13 protein-coding genes are annotated in these 17000 nt (G+C 60.0%); 3 read left to right on the top strand and 10 right to left on the bottom strand.

The annotated features are described in order from the left end of the window. Window positions 1-57: 57 nt before the first annotated feature. The 8 genes from truA to leuC all read right to left on the bottom strand — a co-directional run bounded on the left by truA (window position 58) and on the right by leuC (window position 10228). On the bottom strand, window positions 58-882 hold the full coding sequence (truA, locus tag ACZRMS_RS09860; RefSeq protein WP_048358291.1) for a tRNA pseudouridine(38-40) synthase TruA: 825 nt from the start codon (window positions 880-882) through the stop codon (window positions 58-60). Between the two features lie 257 nt (window positions 883-1139). Continuing rightward, window positions 1140-3506: a FimV/HubP family polar landmark protein gene (locus ACZRMS_RS09855; RefSeq protein ID WP_463995179.1), complete on the bottom strand. Its 2367-nt coding sequence runs from the start codon at window positions 3504-3506 to the stop codon at window positions 1140-1142. 189 nt (window positions 3507-3695) lie between these two features. Next, window positions 3696-4706: an aspartate-semialdehyde dehydrogenase gene (locus ACZRMS_RS09850; protein ID WP_463995178.1), complete on the bottom strand. Its 1011-nt coding sequence runs from the start codon at window positions 4704-4706 to the stop codon at window positions 3696-3698. 222 nt (window positions 4707-4928) lie between these two features. Beyond that, window positions 4929-6041, bottom strand: coding sequence for an aspartate-semialdehyde dehydrogenase (gene asd, locus ACZRMS_RS09845; RefSeq protein WP_463995177.1), 1113 nt, complete (start codon window positions 6039-6041; stop codon window positions 4929-4931). A gap of 68 nt (window positions 6042-6109) precedes the next feature. Next, window positions 6110-7192 carry a 3-isopropylmalate dehydrogenase gene (gene leuB, locus ACZRMS_RS09840; protein WP_463995176.1) on the bottom strand — a complete coding sequence of 361 codons (1083 nt, stop codon included), beginning with the start codon at window positions 7190-7192 and terminating at the stop codon, window positions 6110-6112. A 57-nt stretch (window positions 7193-7249) separates the two neighbouring features. Continuing rightward, the gene (locus ACZRMS_RS09835; RefSeq protein ID WP_463995175.1) at window positions 7250-8017 is read right to left on the bottom strand and encodes a class I SAM-dependent methyltransferase; all 768 of its coding nucleotides are present in this window, start codon (window positions 8015-8017) and stop codon (window positions 7250-7252) included. 137 nt (window positions 8018-8154) lie between these two features. Further along, a complete protein-coding gene (gene leuD / locus ACZRMS_RS09830; RefSeq protein ID WP_463995174.1) occupies window positions 8155-8799 on the bottom strand; it encodes a 3-isopropylmalate dehydratase small subunit in 645 nt (214 codons plus the stop codon). A 10-nt stretch (window positions 8800-8809) separates the two neighbouring features. Then, window positions 8810-10228: a 3-isopropylmalate dehydratase large subunit gene (gene leuC / locus ACZRMS_RS09825; protein ID WP_463995173.1), complete on the bottom strand. Its 1419-nt coding sequence runs from the start codon at window positions 10226-10228 to the stop codon at window positions 8810-8812. 133 nt (window positions 10229-10361) lie between these two features. On the opposite strand from leuC, the gene ACZRMS_RS09820 reads away from it, so the two are divergent. Next, entirely contained in the window at window positions 10362-11276 is a 915-nt protein-coding gene (locus tag ACZRMS_RS09820; RefSeq protein WP_463995172.1) for a LysR family transcriptional regulator, read from the top strand. A 44-nt stretch (window positions 11277-11320) separates the two neighbouring features. Beyond that, a complete protein-coding gene (locus ACZRMS_RS09815) occupies window positions 11321-12502 on the top strand; it encodes an acetyl-CoA C-acyltransferase family protein (RefSeq protein ID WP_463995171.1) in 1182 nt (393 codons plus the stop codon). 87 nt (window positions 12503-12589) lie between these two features. Here the strand turns inward: ACZRMS_RS09815 and ycaC are convergent, their stop codons facing one another. Together ycaC and ACZRMS_RS09805 are read right to left on the bottom strand one after the other, a co-directional pair. Beyond that, window positions 12590-13216: an isochorismate family cysteine hydrolase YcaC gene (gene ycaC / locus ACZRMS_RS09810; protein ID WP_463995170.1), complete on the bottom strand. Its 627-nt coding sequence runs from the start codon at window positions 13214-13216 to the stop codon at window positions 12590-12592. Between the two features lie 88 nt (window positions 13217-13304). After that, a complete protein-coding gene (locus ACZRMS_RS09805; RefSeq protein WP_463995169.1) occupies window positions 13305-14171 on the bottom strand; it encodes a pirin family protein in 867 nt (288 codons plus the stop codon). A 329-nt stretch (window positions 14172-14500) separates the two neighbouring features. On the opposite strand from ACZRMS_RS09805, the gene ACZRMS_RS09800 reads away from it, so the two are divergent. Beyond that, a complete protein-coding gene (locus tag ACZRMS_RS09800) occupies window positions 14501-16975 on the top strand; it encodes a TonB-dependent siderophore receptor (RefSeq protein ID WP_463995168.1) in 2475 nt (824 codons plus the stop codon). The last annotated feature ends 25 nt before the right edge of the window (window positions 16976-17000 follow it).

Here is a 17000-nt window from a genome sequence, read left to right as displayed (position 1 = left end):
CTACACCCCAAGGCTGAACGTGAAAGCCCCGGATGGTAACAAATGCTTATCCGGGCGTCAGCCGTCCAGTTCAGTAAAACCGGTCAGGAAGTGTGGACCAATGTAACGCTCCGGCAACTGGAACTCATCGCGATACTCAACTTGCACCAGATACAGGCCATAGGGATGCGCCGTCACGCCACCGGAGCGACGCTCACGGCTTTCCAGCACTTCCTTGATCCACTCCACAGGCCGCTCGCCCGTGCCGATGGTCATCAGTACCCCGGCGATATTGCGCACCATGTGGTGCAAAAAGGCACTGGCACGAATATCCAGCACGATCATCTGCCCGTGACGGGTCACTCGCAGATGGTGCATTTCCTTGATCGGGGACTTGGCCTGGCACTGACCTGCGCGAAAAGCACTGAAGTCATGTACGCCCAGCAGGTACCGGGCCGCTTCGGCCATGCGCTCGACGTCCAGCGGGCGGTGGTTCCAGGTCACTTCCTGGTTCAGGTGCGCGGGCCGGATCTGATCGTTGTAGATCACATAGCGGTAGCGTCTGGCGATGGCCTTGAAGCGCGCATGAAAGTGCGCCGGCATGACCTTGGCCCAGCTGACGCTGATGTCGTGGGGCAAATTGATATTGGCACCCATCACCCAGGCTTTCAGCGAACGTTCGGCCCGGGTGTCGAAGTGCACCACTTGCCCGCAGGCATGCACGCCGGCATCGGTACGCCCGGCGCACATCAAGGACACCGGCGAGGCCGCGACTTTTGACAGGGCGTTTTCCAGGGTTTCCTGAACCGTCAGCACACCATTGGCCTGACGCTGCCAGCCGCAGTAGCGCGAGCCTTTGTATTCCACGCCTAGCGCGATTCGGGAAAAACCGTCGGCAGCCATTTCAGCGGCTGGGTTATCTATATTTGCCAAGGACTTACAGCCTGCTCATAAACGCAAAGGCGGCCATTATAGGGCGCGCCCGGCAAGACGCCATGAAACAAATGATGAGCGAGCAACAAAAACCACTGGAACCTTGAGACGGGCACAAGGCGGCGATCACTGCAGAAGGCTGAAAAGATGAGCAACGGACTTTCAAATAACGGCTTGTTCCATAGCCCTTCGCAGCCTTCGACAACGACTACGAAGGGCTATTGGGTTCAGGTCAGACGCGAAATCATTTCCAGAGCTTCTGCCTGCTGCTGCGGGTTACCCTCTTCCATCACTTCGGTCAGGATATCCCGCGCACCCTCGTCGTCGCCCATGTCGATATACGCCTGGGCCAGATCGAGTTTGGTGGCTGTTTCATCGGCCCCCGAAAGGAAGTCGAACTCAGGCTCGTCATCGGCAAAAGGCTGCGCCAGGGACGACTCTTCCATGCTTTGCGACAGACGCTGCAACTCGGCATTGACCTTGTCCAGCTCAAGCGAAAAGCTGTCCGGCGCCGCAGTTGCCGGAGCGCTCTCGTCCGCAAGGGAGAGATCGAAATCCGCCGGCAGGTCCAGATCAAAGTCCGACGCATCTTCGCGTGCCGACTGAACTTCAGCCTGCTGCTCAAGCACCGCTTCAAAGCTGTCAGCTACAGGCTTGTCGGGAGCTGGTTGCGGCGCAACCTCGGCCGGCGAAGCCGCTTCCAGATCATCAAGGCTCAAGTCGAAATCGTGATCAAAGGCTTCAACGGGAGGTGCAGTTTCGGGTTCCGGCTCGACCTCGCGGTCGTCACGCATCATTTCCTGGACGAACTGCGCTTGCAGCTGCGTGGCGACTGCGGCGGTGGCGATGCCCGCCGCCCCCGCCAGCATGGCCGGGTAATGCTTTTTAAGCAGCTCGACTTCAGCGTGGTTCTTGCCATTGGCTACCAGCTGACGCTCTTGAGCGACAAAGGCTTCCCGCTCGCCCAGCTCGCCATAGACTTCCATCAGCCTCAGGCGCAGATCACAGCGATCCGGGGCCTGATCGATCGATGCCCTGAGCAATGCTTCGGCTTCGCGCAACTGGCGCTGCTCGATCAAGTGCTGCGCCTCAGCCTGCACATCTGCTGCGGGCCTGGGCTTGTTCAACGACACGGGCGCCGCTACGGGAGCGGCGGTTTGAACGACAGATGCAGGTGCCGGCTCAAGCGTGACGCTGCGCGAAGGGGTTTCCAGCCCTTCGAAGCTGCTGGGTGGCATGTCCAGATCCATCGCAAAGCCGGACTCGTCTTCGAGATCCCGCGCCATGCGCTCATGCCGTTGAGAGGCCTGCAGGGCTTTGCGCCGGCGGACCAGCAGCAACAGCAAGAGCAGCAACAACACGGCTGCGCCACCGACCAGCCCGAGCAATAGCGGGCTACCCAGCAGGTCCTGGATTTTTCGCTCGACGCTCGGTGCCGCGCTGCTTTCAACCGGAGCTGGCGCGACCGCCGTCGCAGGCGCGCCCTCGAGTGCTGGCGCAATATCGGCTTCAGGCGAGTCCGCCGACTGCACCCCGGGGGCGGCCGCTATGGCAACTGCCGGGTCCACAGGCGCCTCGCTGCCAGCCTCAAGCCTGGCCAGTTGATTGTTTTTCAAATCAATCAGGCGTTGCAGTTTGTCCAGCTGGCTTTGCAAGTCTTGCATGCGGCTTTGCAGTTCGGCGTTTTCACGGCGGCTGCTGTCCAGCCCTTCCTGGGCCACCGCCAGTTTGTCATTGACCTGACTGGCATCCCCCGCAGCGCCCTTGCCCGCTGCTTTGCCCGCCTGCCCCGACACCAGACTCAGACCGTCCCGGGTCGGCGTTTTGGCAACCGGGGGCCGCGCTGGCTGGCGACCGGTTGCATCCAGTTGCTGGGCCAGCGGCACAGTGCGACGACCGTTACGCCAGTCAGCATTTTGCGAAGCAACTTCGTTGATGGCCTTGGCCTGAGCCAACTGCACGCTTTGCGTGGCATCCGGCAGGCGCAGCACCTGGCCGGTTTTGAGACGATTGATATTGCCGTTGATAAAGGCATCAGGGTTCAGGGCCTGAATCGCCAGCATGGTCTGCTGGACCGAGCCACCATTGCGCGCCTTGGCGGCGATTTCCCAAAGGGTGTCGCGGGCCGTGGTGGTGTATTGCCCAGGCTCGGCAGGTGCCGATGTAGCAGCTGCGGCTGCGGTCTGGGGCGAGAACTTTGCAGGGTCGAGCAGGACACTGTAGTCGCGCAGCAAGCGGCCGTTTGGCCACATCACCTGCACCAGGAATTTTACGAAAGGCTCGGACAGCGGCTGGCTGGAGGTCACGCGCAGCACGCTCTTGCCGTCGGCGTTAATCACCGGAGTAAAGCGCAGATCCTCCAGAAAGGCCGGCCGTGGCACGCCTTCGTTGCTGAAGTCCTGGGCCGGGGCCAGGCTCGGCACCACTTGCGCGGCCGTCAGATCCTTGACGTCCAGCAACTCGATTTCGGCCAGCAACGGCTGATTCAGGGTCGACTTGAGGGTCAGCTCCCCGAGCCCAAGCGCCTGTGCCATACCGGATGACAGCGCCGAAGCGGCGGCGATTGCTAACACTAATTTGCGAACCTGAACCATAGCCTCTTCCTTATTGGTACAGACCTCGTCCCACGAGACCTGTATAGCTGCTGCATGAAGGCAGGGCCCGGGGCTTTCGCCGCCCGGCACACTGCCCCGTTACACCTGCAAGCCCTGACAGCAGCTTAACTGCGACGACCGCCGCTGGTCCTCTGTGACAACCTGCTACAAATTGGCGCCAAGTATCTTTTACAGCAGGCCTTTTATCAACAACTCAGCCAACTGCACGGCGTTCAGCGCAGCGCCCTTGCGCACGTTGTCCGAAGTCAGCCACAGGTTGAGCTGCGATGTGTCGTCCACACCATGGCGCACGCGTCCGACGTACACCACGTCTTGCCCGACTGCATCCCCTACAGCTGTAGGATAGTCGCCATCTTCAACAAATTCGATGCAGTCCCCCGCCTCAAGTGCGGCATTGACCGCCTTCAGATCCACCGGCCCGGCCAACTGCAGCGACACACTGAAGCTATCGCCAAAAAACACCGGCACTTGAATGCAAGTGACCGACATTTTCAGCGCGGGCATGCCCAGCACTTCGCGCAGTTCGGTCACCAGGCGTTTTTCCAGCGGCACATGCCCCTGGGCGTCCGGCTTGCCGACCTGGGCCAACAGGTTGAACGCCACCTGACGATCAAAAAAGCTGGTTTCCAGCGGGTGCAGATTCAGCAGTGCCGTGGTTTGGCGTGCCAGCTCGGCAACCGCTTCACGCCCCTGGGTAGAAACCGCCAGGCACGCGGTCACATTGAGCTGCTCGATCTGGAGCAAACCGCGCAAGGGGGCCAGAGCCACCGCGAGGGCTGTCGCCGAAGGGCTTGGGCTGCTGACCTGCACCGGCTGCGGCAAACCGGTCAATGCCTGTGCATTGGCCTCCGGCACCACCTGCGGCGCCTGGGCCGAAGGCAAGGCACCGGACAAGTCCACGATCATGCAACCGGCGGCGTGAGCCTTGGCGGCAAAGCTCAGGGTAACGGCGGGACCAGCAGCAAAGAATGCAAGCTGTACCTTGCTGAAATCGAACTCGTCGACTTCACGCACTCTTACGTTTTTGCCTCGAAAAGGCACCGAATGCCCGACTGACTCGCTGCTGGCCAGCAAGTGCAAGTCCGCTATCGGGAAATCACGCTCTTCCAGGATCTGTACGATGGTTTCGCCGACAGTGCCGGTGGCGCCAACGACGGCGATATCAAAGGACTGGCTCATGTGTCTACCTCAGGCGAAACGTGGGGAGCGGCACTGTACCGGGCGCAACCCCGGTAGGCAACGCGCCCGGCCTCTTTGATAGTGCGCCGGTTGCAGTGCTGCCACTGACGGCCCCATCGCGGGCAAGCCCGGAGCCCACAGGTTTTGCGGTATGTGTAAAACGCGCCCAACAAAAAGCCCGCCTCTCTGGCGAGAGGCGGGCCCGGGGTTGCCAGGGGCGAATTAACGCTCCAGCAAGATCCGCAGCATGCGGCGCAACGGCTCGGCCGCGCCCCACAACAACTGGTCGCCCACGGTGAACGCACCAAGGAACTGAGAACCCATGTTCAGCTTGCGCAAACGGCCAACCGGCACATTCAGGGTGCCTGTCACCCTGGTCGGGCTCAGCTCTTGAATGCTGGCTTCACGCTGATTCGGCACCAGCTTGACCCAAGGGTTGTGCTGGCTGATCAGGTCTTCGATATCGGCAATCGGCACATCTTTGTTCAGCTTGATGGTCAATGCCTGGCTGTGGCAGCGCATCGCACCGATACGCACGCAGATACCGTCTACAGGAACCGGGTTCTTGAAGCGACCCAGGATCTTGTTGGTTTCGGCCTGGGCCTTCCACTCTTCGCGGCTTTGACCGTTCGGCAGCTCTTTGTCGATCCACGGGATCAGGCTGCCGGCCAGTGGCACGCCGAAGTTCTCGGTCGGGTAGGCATCGCTGCGCATGGCTTCGGCAACACGACGATCAATGTCGAGGATGGCGCTGGCCGGGTCGGCCAGTTGATCCGCAACAGCAGCATGGGTCGCGCCCATTTGCTTGATCAGCTCACGCATGTTCTGCGCACCGGCGCCCGAAGCCGCCTGGTAGGTCATGGCACTCATCCACTCAACCAGACCCGCTTCAAACAGGCCACCCAGGCCCATCAGCATCAGGCTGACGGTGCAGTTGCCGCCGATGTAGTTCTTGGTGCCCGCATCCAGCTGCTGGTCAATCACGCGACGGTTGACCGGGTCCAGAACGATAACCGCGTCATCCTGCATCCGCAGGCTCGACGCCGCATCGATCCAGTAACCTTGCCAGCCCGCCTCGCGCAGCTTGGGGAACACCTCGGTGGTGTAGTCGCCGCCCTGGCAGGTCAGGATCACATCGAGGGTTTTTAACTCTTCAATGTTGTAAGCATCCTTGAGCGGGGCAATATCCTTGCCCACGGACGGACCTTGTCCACCGACATTGGAGGTAGTGAAAAACACTGGCTCGATAAGATCGAAATCCTGCTCTTCCAGCATCCGCTGCATGAGCACGGAACCAACCATACCGCGCCAACCGACCAGACCTACACGCTTCATCACAACGACACCTTTAACAAAAAGTGGGGTCGTTACTTCCACCAACAGGAAGTAACGGGCCAGAGAGATTACAGATTCTGTAGCGCGGCGACTACTGCATCGCCCATTTCCTGTGTTCCGACCCTGGTGCAACCCGCCGACCAGATGTCACCGGTACGCAAACCCTGATCCAGAACCAGGCTCACCGCCTGCTCGATGGCGTCAGCGGCGCCGGCCTGATTGAAGCTGTAACGCAGCATCATCGATACCGACAGAATGGTCGCCAGCGGGTTGGCAATGCCCTGCCCCGCGATGTCCGGCGCCGAACCGTGGCAAGGCTCGTACATGCCCTTGTTGTTGGTGTCCAGGGACGCCGACGGCAGCATGCCAATCGATCCCGTGAGCATCGAAGCCTGATCGGACAGGATGTCGCCGAACATGTTCTCGGTCACGATCACGTCAAATTGCTTGGGCGCTCGCACCAGTTGCATGGCGGCGTTGTCGACGTACATGTGGCTCAGTTCAACGTCCGGGTAGTCCTTGGCCACTTGCTCGACCACTTCACGCCACAGTTGGCTGGAAGCCAGCACGTTGGCCTTGTCGACCGAGCACAGTTTTTTGCCGCGGACTCGGGCCATGTCGAAACCCACGCGGGCGATACGACGGATTTCGCTTTCGCTGTACGGCAGCGTGTCGTAGGCCTGACGCTCACCGTTTTCCAGTTCGCGGGTGCCACGCGGGGCGCCGAAGTAGATGCCGCCAGTCAGTTCGCGAACGATCAGGATATCCAGACCTGCGACGATTTCAGGCTTGAGGCTGGATGCATCGGCCAGTTGCGGATAAAGGATCGCAGGGCGCAGGTTGCCGAACAGCCCCAGTTGCGCACGGATTTTCAGCAGGCCGCGCTCAGGACGGATATCGCGGTCGATCTTGTCCCATTTAGGGCCACCCACGGCGCCCAGCAGCACAGCGTCGGCCACACGGGCGCGCTCAAGGGTTTCATCAGCCAGCGGCACGCCATGCTTGTCGATGGCGGCGCCGCCGATCACGTCATGGGTCAGTTCAAAGTTCAGATTGAACTTGTCGTTGGCCAACGCCAGCACCTTGACCGCTTCGGCCATGATTTCCGGACCGATACCGTCGCCAGGGAGAATCAGAATCTGCTTGCTCATGGGTTCCTCTTTCTTGTCTGTCGATGCCCCCGGGGGCGCATCCTGAAATGTTTAGGGTTACTTCTCAGCCCAAAGCACCAGCACATCGGTACTGAACGAGCCATCGGCTTCAATTTCGAAATATTCGCGAACTTCGGCGCCCATCGACTGCTGCAACCGGGTAATCGCCGCGCTCATGACCTGCGGCGTACGCATGCGCTCGATCCAGGAGCTGAACTCTAATCGCAAACGCTGACGCTGTGTGCTTCGCGTATGCAAACCGGCTTCACTGATCTGGCGCAGCCACTCGGCTGTCGAATAATCGCGTACATGACTGGTGTCGCGCAGCACCTCGACACTTTGCAGATAGGTGTCGAACAGCGGGCTGCCGGGAGAAATCACATCGATAAAGGCTGCCACGCCACCCGGTTTGAGCACCCGGCGCACTTCACGCAGAGCCAGGCCGAGGTCGCTCCAGTGGTGCGCCGAATAGCGGCTGAGCACGTAGTCGAATTCACCATCGGCAAACGGCAGACGCTCGGCCGCGCCGCACACGGTGCTGATATTGCCCAGCTCCCGATCGGTCGCGGCAGCGCTTACGACATCGAGCATTTGCTGCGAAAGATCGTAGGCCACCACGTCCTTGACCAGTGCCGCCACATGAAAACTCACATGACCCGCGCCACAGCCCAGATCCAGCACCCGCGCCCCGGACTTGCCGGCCAGCTCGGCCTTCAGCAGCCCGAACTCTGTGCCCTGGGCATGCACGGTGCTGCTCAGATAGGCCGAAGCCTGTTCGCCGAACTGTTTTTGTACAACCTGACTGTGCTGAGCGGTGCTGGTCATGCTGGCTTCCTTTTAATGCTCAAAATAGGTGTTACCCAGGCTGCCGTCCCGCGGGCAAGCCCGGCTCCCACAGGGGATCGCATTGCAAATGCGGAAGCCGGGCTTGCCCGCGATGAGGTCAGAACGGCCGCTCTCAATCAAGCGTCGCGAAACAACCAGGGCTGGCTCGCGCGGTGCTTGCTTTCGAACACGGCAATCGCATCGCCGTCCTGCAGGGTCAGGCCGATATCGTCCAGACCGTTGAGCAGGCAGTGCTTGCGGAACGCGTCTATCTCGAAACTCAACACCTTGCCATCCGGGCGGGTCACGGTTTGTGCTTCAAGGTCGACGGTGAGCTGGTAACCCGGCTCGGCTTCGACCTGGGCAAACAGCTCATCCACTTCGGCGTCGCTCAAAATGATCGGCAACAAGCCGTTTTTAAAGCTGTTATTGAAGAAGATGTCGGCATAGCTCGGCGCGATGATGCTGCGAAAACCGTACTCTTCCAGCGCCCAGGGCGCGTGCTCACGGCTGGAGCCGCAACCGAAGTTTTCACGGGCCAGCAATACGCTGGCGCCCTGATAGCGCTCGGCATTGAGCACAAAGTCCTTGTTCAGCGGGCGCGTGGAGTTGTCCTGGTACGGCTGCCCCACATCCAGGTAGCGCCATTCGTCAAACAGGTTCGGGCCAAAGCCGGTACGTTTGATCGACTTCAAGAACTGCTTGGGAATGATCTGGTCGGTGTCGACGTTGGCTCGATCCAGAGGTGCGACAAGCCCGGTGTGCTGAGTAAAAGCTTTCATGCTGCGCTCCTTAGATCAATTCGCGGACGTCGATAAAACGACCGTTTACAGCGGCGGCGGCGGCCATGGCCGGGCTCACCAGGTGGGTACGGCCACCGGCACCCTGACGGCCTTCGAAGTTGCGGTTGGAGGTCGAGGCGCAATGCTCGCCCGACTCCAGACGGTCCGGGTTCATCGCCAAACACATCGAGCAACCCGGCTCGCGCCATTCAAAACCGGCTTCCAGGAAAATCTTGTCCAGCCCTTCCGCCTCGGCCTGGGCTTTCACCAGGCCCGAACCCGGCACCACAATCGCCTGCTTGATGGTGGAGGCCACTTTGCGACCCTTGGCAATCACCGCCGCAGCGCGCAGGTCTTCGATCCGCGAGTTGGTGCACGAGCCAATAAACACTCGGTCCAGCTGGATATCAGTGATCGCCTGATTGGCGGTCAAACCCATGTACTTCAATGCACGCTCGATTGAGCCGCGCTTGACCAGATCGGCTTCCTGCGCCGGGTCCGGCACGTTCTGATCAACCGCCAGCACCATCTCGGGCGAAGTGCCCCAGCTGACTTGCGGCTTGATCCGGGTAGCGTCCAGTTCAACCACGGTGTCGAAATGCGCATCGGCATCGGAAACCAGATCTTTCCAGGCCTCTACCGCCAGGTCCCATTCGACGCCTTTTGGCGAAAAGGGACGACCCTTGACGTATTCAACCGTCTTCTGATCGGCGGCCACCAAACCTACGCGAGCGCCGGCTTCGATGGACATGTTGCAGATGGTCATGCGGCCTTCAACCGACAGGTCGCGAATGGCGCTGCCGGCGAACTCGATGGCATGGCCATTGCCGCCCGCGGTGCCGATCTTGCCGATCACTGCCAGCACGATGTCCTTGGCGGTCACGCCGAACGGCAATTGCCCCTCAACCGACACCAGCATGTTCTTCATTTTCTTGGCAACGAGGCACTGAGTGGCGAGCACATGCTCAACCTCGGAAGTGCCGATACCGTGAGCCAACGCACCGAATGCGCCGTGGGTCGAGGTGTGCGAGTCGCCGCAGACCACGGTCATGCCCGGCAAGGTTGCGCCCTGCTCCGGACCGATCACGTGAACGATGCCCTGGCGGATATCGTTCATCTTGAACTCGGTGATGCCGTACTCGTCGCAGTTGTCGTCGAGGGTTTGCACCTGCAGACGGGAAACCTGGTCGGCAATCGCTTCAATCCCGCCCTTGCGCTCCGGCGTGGTCGGTACGTTGTGGTCCGGGGTCGCGATGTTGGCATCGATGCGCCAAGGCTTGCGCCCGGCCAGACGCAGGCCTTCAAAGGCTTGCGGCGACGTCACTTCGTGAATGATATGACGGTCGATATAGATCAGCGCCGAGCCATCGTCGCGCTGCTTGACCAAATGCGAATCCCAGAGCTTGTCGTAGAGCGTTTTGCCGGCCATCAGACGGTTTCCTCATCAGCTACTTTTCTGTGCCAATAACCACTTGGCTTGTGAGGTCGATCCTATGGCGTTACAGTTAATAACTCAAATTCATAATTTTCATGCTTTGGATAACCAACAGGAATTCGAATAGATGGATCTCGCGAATCTCAATGCCTTCATTGCCATTGCTGAAACCGGAAGTTTCTCCGGGGCCGCCGAACGGCTGTTTTTGACCCAGCCCGCCATCAGCAAACGCATCGCCAGCATCGAGCAGCAGTTGAAACTCAGGTTGTTCGATCGCCTGGGCCGTGAGGTCAGCCTGACCGAGGCGGGCCGGGCCCTGCTGCCGCGGGCGTATCAGATTCTCAACGTGCTGGATGACACCCGGCGGGCGCTGAATAACCTGAATGGCGAGGTCAGCGGACGCCTGACCCTGGCCACCAGCCATCATATCGGCCTGCACCGCTTGCCCCCCCTGCTGCGCGAGTTCACCCGCACCTACCCCAAGGTCGCGCTGGATATCCAGTTTCTGGATTCAGAAGTGGCCTACGACGAAATTCTCCATGGCCGTGCCGAACTGGCGGTGATCACCCTCGCACCGGAACCCCATTCGCTGATTCGTGCCGTGCCGGTATGGGATGACCCGCTGGATTTCGTGGTGGCCCCGGAGCACAGCCTGACCCGGCAAAAGGCGGTCAGCATGGCTGACATTGCGCGCCACCCGGCGGTATTCCCCGGGGGCAATACCTTTACCCACCATATCGTCCATCGCCTGTTTGAAGCCCAGGGCCTGACGCCCAATATCGCCATGAGCACCAACTACCTGGAGACCATCAAAATGATGGTCTCCATCGGTCTGGCCTGGAGCGTACTGCCGCGCACCATGCTCGATGAGCAAGTGGCATCGATTGCCCTGCCAGGCATCCAGCTGACACGCCAGCTGGGCTACATCGTGCACACCGAACGAACCCTGTCCAATGCTGCCCATGCCTTCATGACACTTCTGGATGGCCAGGTCGACGCACTCGCCCCTCAAACGGACGACTCTGCCCCCGTGGCACAGTGAAATAATCCAGCTCATTTGGCCCCATAAAACAAAAAGGACCCGCCATGCAAGCTCCTGAAATTTTCATCCTCAGCGCCCAGCGCACGGCCATCGGCACCTTTGGTGGCGCCCTCAAGGACGTACCTCTGGGCGAGTTGGCCACCACTGCGGTAAAGGCCGCGCTGCTCAATAGCCAGGTCGAACCCGGGCGCATCGGGCATGTGGTGATGGGCAACGTGATCCCGACCGAACCCCAGGATGCCTATTTGGCGCGAGTCGCCGCGATCAATGCCGGGATACCCAAGGAAACACCGGCCTACAACGTCAATCGCCTGTGCGGCTCCGGTTTGCAGGCGATTATTTCAGCCGCCCACACCCTGATGCTCGGCGACGCCGAGTTCGCCATTGGTGCCGGGGCCGAAGCCATGAGTCGTGGCCCGTACCTGCTGCCTGCCGCCCGCTGGGGTGCGCGCATGGGTGATACGCAGATGCTCGATTACATGCTGGGCATTCTGCATGACCCGTTCCACGGCATTCATATGGGCATCACCGCCGAGAACATCGCCCAACGCAACAGCATCAGCCGCCAGGCCCAGGACGCCCTGGCGTTTGAAGATCAGACGCGCGCCGCCCGGGCCATCGCCCAGGGTTATTTCGACAGCCAGATCGCTACCGTCGAAGTTCGCAGCCGCAAAGGCAGCGTGCTGTTCAGCCAGGACGAACACCCAAGGGCCACCACCCTGGAGCAGCTGGCGCTGATGAAACCCGCCTTCAAGAAAGACGGCAGCGTGACTGCGGGCAATGCCTCGGGGCTCAATGACGGTGCCGCGGCACTGGTATTGGCCAGTGGCGCTGCGGTACAGGCGGGCAATCTGGCGCCGATGGCCCGTCTGGTGGCCTACGCCCATGCCGGGGTTGAACCCGAGCTGATGGGCCTGGGACCGATTCCGGCGACCAGGCTAGCGCTCAAACGCGCGGGACTGAAGATCGGGGACATGGATGTGATCGAAGCCAATATCGCCTTCGCCGCCCAGGCCTGCGCCGTGATGCAGGAACTGGACATGGACCCGGCCAAGGTCAACCCCAATGGCTCCGGGATAGCCCTGGGCCACCCGGTAGGCGCCACTGGCGCGATCATCGCCACCAAGGCCATCCACGAACTGCACCGGATAAAGGGCCGCTATGCCCTGGCGACCATGTGCATTGGCGGCGGCCAGGGCATTGCGGTGATTTTCGAACGGGTTTGAAAGCCACAACCTCTGTAGCAACAGGTTGCGGCAAGGGCCGAAGGGCGTTTAACCATGGTCGCTGCGCTGGCAGCGGCCACAGGCCCCCTACTTGCCAGCCGTCAAGGTGGAGTAGCTGGTGATCAGATTGCGGTAATCCGGGATATGGTTGGAGAACAGCGCACCCAGACCTTCAATGTCATTGCGCCAGTCGCGGTGCAGCTCACAGGCCAGGCCGAACCAGGTCATCAACTGAGCTCCCGAAGACGACATGCGATCCCATGCTGAATGGCGGGTGATTTCATTGAACGTTCCGGACGCATCCGTCACCACGAACACCTCATAGCCTTCAGCCAGTGCAGACAGCGCCGGGAAGGCTACACACACCTCGGTCACGACCCCGGCAATAATCAACTGCTTCTTGCCAGTCGCCTTGACCGCCTTTACAAAATCTTCGTTGTCCCATGCATTGATCTGCCCCGGGCGTGCGATATAAGGCGCCTCCGGGAACAGGGCCTTGAGCTCGGGCACCAGCGGGCCATTGGGGCCGGTCTCGAAACTGGTAGTCAAAATGGTCGGCAACTTGAAGTACTTGGCCAGATCAGCCAGCGCCAACACGTTGTTCTTGAACTTGTCCGGCTCAATATCCCGCACCAGCGACAGCAATCCAGCCTGGTGATCCACCAGCAAAACGGCGGCATTGTCCTTGTCCAAACGCTTGTAAGAAGTTGTCACGGGGTTTACCTCTCTGGAAGAAGATAAAAGCCAGGCCATGACCCTGCATGGCCTGGAACTGCGGTTTTTTGCAGTATCAGTGACGTTATTACGCGGGCATCCGGCCAAATTTGCCCGACTGGAAATCCACAAATGCCTGCTGGATTTCAGCGTCCGTGTTCATCACAAACGGGCCATGCCCCACGATCGGTTCGTCGATAGGCTCGCCACTGAGGATCAGCAGCACTGCATCGTTATTGGCCTCAAGCCGGACCTGGGAACCGTCACGTTCGAACAGCGCCAGCTGCCCTTCTCGCACCATTTCCTGCCCGTTGACCTCGACTGCACCATGCAGCACCACCAGCGCAGTGTTGCGGCCCGGGTGCAGGTCGAGCGTAGTCGACTTGCCCGCATTCAAGCGGATGTCCCACACATCAATCGGCGTAAAGGTATGGGCCGGGCCGCGTTTGCCTTCGAACTCACCGGCAATCAGACGCAAACGTCCGGCATCGTCCTTTAGCGCCAGATCAGGAATCTCCTGATCCACAATGCCCTGATAACCCGGCGCGGACATTTTGTCCTTGGCCGGCAGGTTGACCCACAACTGAACCATCTCCAGCGGGCCGCCACTGCGGGCAAACGCTTCGGAGTGGAACTCCTCGTGCAGGATCCCCGACGCAGCGGTCATCCACTGCACATCACCAGGCCCGATCACCCCGCCGTTGCCGGTGGAATCGCGGTGCTCGACTTCGCCCTTGTAGACGATGGTCACTGTTTCAAAACCGCGATGCGGGTGCTGACCTACGCCCCGACGCTGTGTCGTAGGCGAGAACTCGGCTGGCCCGGCGTAATCGAGCAACAGGAACGGGCTGATGTGTTTGCCCATGCTGTCGTAGGAAAACAACGTGCGAACCGGAAAGCCATCGCCTACCCAATGGGGACGGGGAGCTGTGTAAACACCAAGAATCTTTTTCATGTTGCACCTCCTGTAAATCATGGTGACAAGCTTAGATTCGATCCACCCATAAGACTAGATAGCATTTTTGACACTAATCGTCCCACCAGCAGAACAACAATCCCACTCCTGTGGGAGCGAGCCTGCTCGCGATTGCATCAGCGCGGTATTTCAGGGAAAGCGAGCCGTCTGCATCGCGAGCAGGCTCGCTCCCACAAGGGCTTAGGCACACGTCAGAAAAATAAAACCAACTCATTCAGAAACTTGTTTCTGGTTTCTCAATCGCGCTGCGTCTAATAACTATTCCTATTAACAAACAAGAAATTCCCTTCTCGGAGCCTAGGCACGCAATGCAACGACCCAACTTGAACCGGACCCCTCTTTCGATCGCCACCCAGCGTCATACTGTTCGCCGCGCCCTGTTGACCAGCGCCTTTGTGACCTCGGTCCTGCTGGGTTCAACCATGGCCCAGGCGGCTGCTGTGGCCTTGAATATTCCGGCCCAATCGCTGGCCAGTGCATTGAATGAACTGGGCAAGCAAGCCAACCTGCAGATCCTGTATAGCCCGGATCAGGTTCAAGGCATCAAGTCGCGTTCCGTGTCCGGGTCCCTGGAGCCGGTCCAGGCGCTGGAGTCACTGCTGCAAGGCAGCGGCATTTCGTATCAGCTCAATGGCGATACGGTGATTTTGAGCGCCCCCCAAGGCAAGGGTCTGGAGCTGGGAGCGACCAATATCTCCGGCCAAGGGATGGGCACTTCGCTGACCACCGAAGACACACATTCCTACACCACTGGCGCCAGCAACAGCTCGACCAAACTGCCACTGTCGATCCGCGAAACCCCGCAAACCGTGACCGTGATCACCCGTCAGCAAATGGACGACCAGGCGGCCCAAAGCATCGGTGATGTGCTGCGCAACGCACCGGGCGTTTCCACCCAGGCCTACGACAGCGAGCGCATGGAATACTCGGCCCGTGGCTATGCCATCACCAACTTTCAGTACGACGGCGTCAATACCTTGTATGACGGGGTTTTCGACGAGGGCGCAACCAAGGTCGACATGGCCCTGTATGACCGCGTAGATATCGTCAAGGGCGCCACGGGCCTGCTGTCCGGTTCGGGCGAACCTTCGGCCACGGTCAACCTGATCCGTAAAAAGCCGACCCGCGAATTCAAGGCTTCGGTCACTGCCAGCGCAGGCTCGTGGGACAACTACCGCACCGAAGGCGATATTTCCGGCCCCCTGAATGACGATGGCAGCGTGCGCGGCCGCTTTGTAGGCGTGTATCAGGATGCCGATTCGTACCGCGATCACGCTTCGAAAAAGAATGATGTGTTCTACGGCATCATCGAGGCAGACCTGACACCGGACACCCTGTTCACCTTCGGCATGGACTACCAGAACATCAAGCCGCGCGGCGCGAACTGGACCGGTAACCCGTACTACTTCTCCAACTACACCAAGACCGACTTCAGCCGCTCGTTCAACCCGGCCACTGACTGGAGCCGTCGCGATGTCCAGGCGCAGACGACGTTCGCCGCCCTGGAACACCGTTTTGCCAACGACTGGAAAGTCAAAGGCACCCTGACCCAGCAAACCAACGACCACGACACCCTGCTCGGCTCGGCCAGCGGGGGCAGGCCGGACCCGGTCACCGGTGACGGCATGTTTTTCTACTGGGGCAAGTGGGAAGGCCATCGCGTACAAAACACCTTCGACCTCAACGCGACCGGACCGTTTACCCTGTTCGGCCGCGAACATGAGCTGGTGGTGGGCGCAACTTCACAGTCGTCCCGGCAAACCGGCGCGACCTTTGACGGCAGCGAGTACCGCGAGCTGAACAGCAGCATCTTTGACTGGAACGGCAAATACCCGCAGCCTGACTTCCCGAAAAACGGCAAGTACGAAACCAACCAGAACCAGAACAGCGCGTACATCGCCGCGCGTTTCAAGCCGGCAGACGACTGGTCGATCATCCTCGGCAGCCGCCTGAGCGACTTCCAGTACAACAGCACCTACACGTACTACCAACAGACCAGCACTTTCCAGGACAACAAAACGACTTCCAAACAACACGGCAAAGTCACGCCCTACGCCGGGGTGGTGTATGACATCAACGACACTTACTCGGTCTACGGCAGCTATACATCGATCTACAAACCCGTCATCGAGCAGAGCAGTTCCGGGACCACCCTGCCGCCTACCGAAGGCAACAGCTACGAAATCGGCCTGAAAGGTGAGTACTTCGATGGCCGCTTGAACGCCAGTGCGGCCGTGTTCCGGACTGAGCAAAAAAATGTGCCGATACAAACAGGCACCAACCCAAACACCAACCTGGGCATCTACGAGTCCCTCGACGGGGCAACCACCAACGGTATCGAACTGGAACTGGCCGGTGAGCTGATGCCGGACTGGAACCTGATGGCCGGTTATACCTACGCCAAAACAAGGTCCGACGATGGCGAGCGCGTGTATGGCTACCCGCTTGAAACCACCAAACCGGAAAACGTGGCTCGGGTGTTCACCACCTATCGCCTGCCGGGCGTGATGAACAAAGTGACCGTGGGTGGTGGCGTGAACTGGCAAAGCCCGTTCTACGGCAAGATCTACAACGATGCCAAAGGCGACTACGACATCATCGAGCAACAAAGCTACGCGCTGGTCAACCTGATGACCCGCTACGAATACAACGAACACCTGACGTTCAACCTCAACGCCAACAACGTATTCGACAAAAAATACCTGTCGGGCCTGGGCAACTTCAACACCACTTACTACGGCGAGCCCCGCAGTTTGATGCTCACCACCAAGTACACCTTCTAGGCCCCAGGGCTCGCGCAGGTTCTGG

This window comes from Pseudomonas sp. B424 (assembly GCF_055408345.1).
Note: the sequence above shows the minus strand (reverse complement) of the source record. Positions and strands in the feature narration are given on the sequence as shown.

Bases quoted from the DNA above. Each gene is read 5' to 3' on its own strand.
- truA (WP_048358291.1), bottom strand. From the start codon at position 882: ATGGCTGCCGACGGTTTTTCCCGAATCGCGCTAGGCGTGGAATACAAA.
- ACZRMS_RS09855 (WP_463995179.1), bottom strand. From the start codon at position 3,506: ATGGTTCAGGTTCGCAAATTAGTGTTAGCAATCGCCGCCGCTTCGGCG.
- ACZRMS_RS09850 (WP_463995178.1), bottom strand. From the start codon at position 4,706: ATGAGCCAGTCCTTTGATATCGCCGTCGTTGGCGCCACCGGCACTGTC.
- asd (WP_463995177.1), bottom strand. From the start codon at position 6,041: ATGAAGCGTGTAGGTCTGGTCGGTTGGCGCGGTATGGTTGGTTCCGTG.
- leuB (WP_463995176.1), bottom strand. From the start codon at position 7,192: ATGAGCAAGCAGATTCTGATTCTCCCTGGCGACGGTATCGGTCCGGAA.
- ACZRMS_RS09835 (WP_463995175.1), bottom strand. From the start codon at position 8,017: ATGACCAGCACCGCTCAGCACAGTCAGGTTGTACAAAAACAGTTCGGC.
- leuD (WP_463995174.1), bottom strand. From the start codon at position 8,799: ATGAAAGCTTTTACTCAGCACACCGGGCTTGTCGCACCTCTGGATCGA.
- leuC (WP_463995173.1), bottom strand. From the start codon at position 10,228: ATGGCCGGCAAAACGCTCTACGACAAGCTCTGGGATTCGCATTTGGTC.
- ACZRMS_RS09820 (WP_463995172.1), top strand. From the start codon at position 10,362: ATGGATCTCGCGAATCTCAATGCCTTCATTGCCATTGCTGAAACCGGA.
- ACZRMS_RS09815 (WP_463995171.1), top strand. From the start codon at position 11,321: ATGCAAGCTCCTGAAATTTTCATCCTCAGCGCCCAGCGCACGGCCATC.
- ACZRMS_RS09805 (WP_463995169.1), bottom strand. From the start codon at position 14,171: ATGAAAAAGATTCTTGGTGTTTACACAGCTCCCCGTCCCCATTGGGTA.
- ACZRMS_RS09800 (WP_463995168.1), top strand. From the start codon at position 14,501: ATGCAACGACCCAACTTGAACCGGACCCCTCTTTCGATCGCCACCCAG.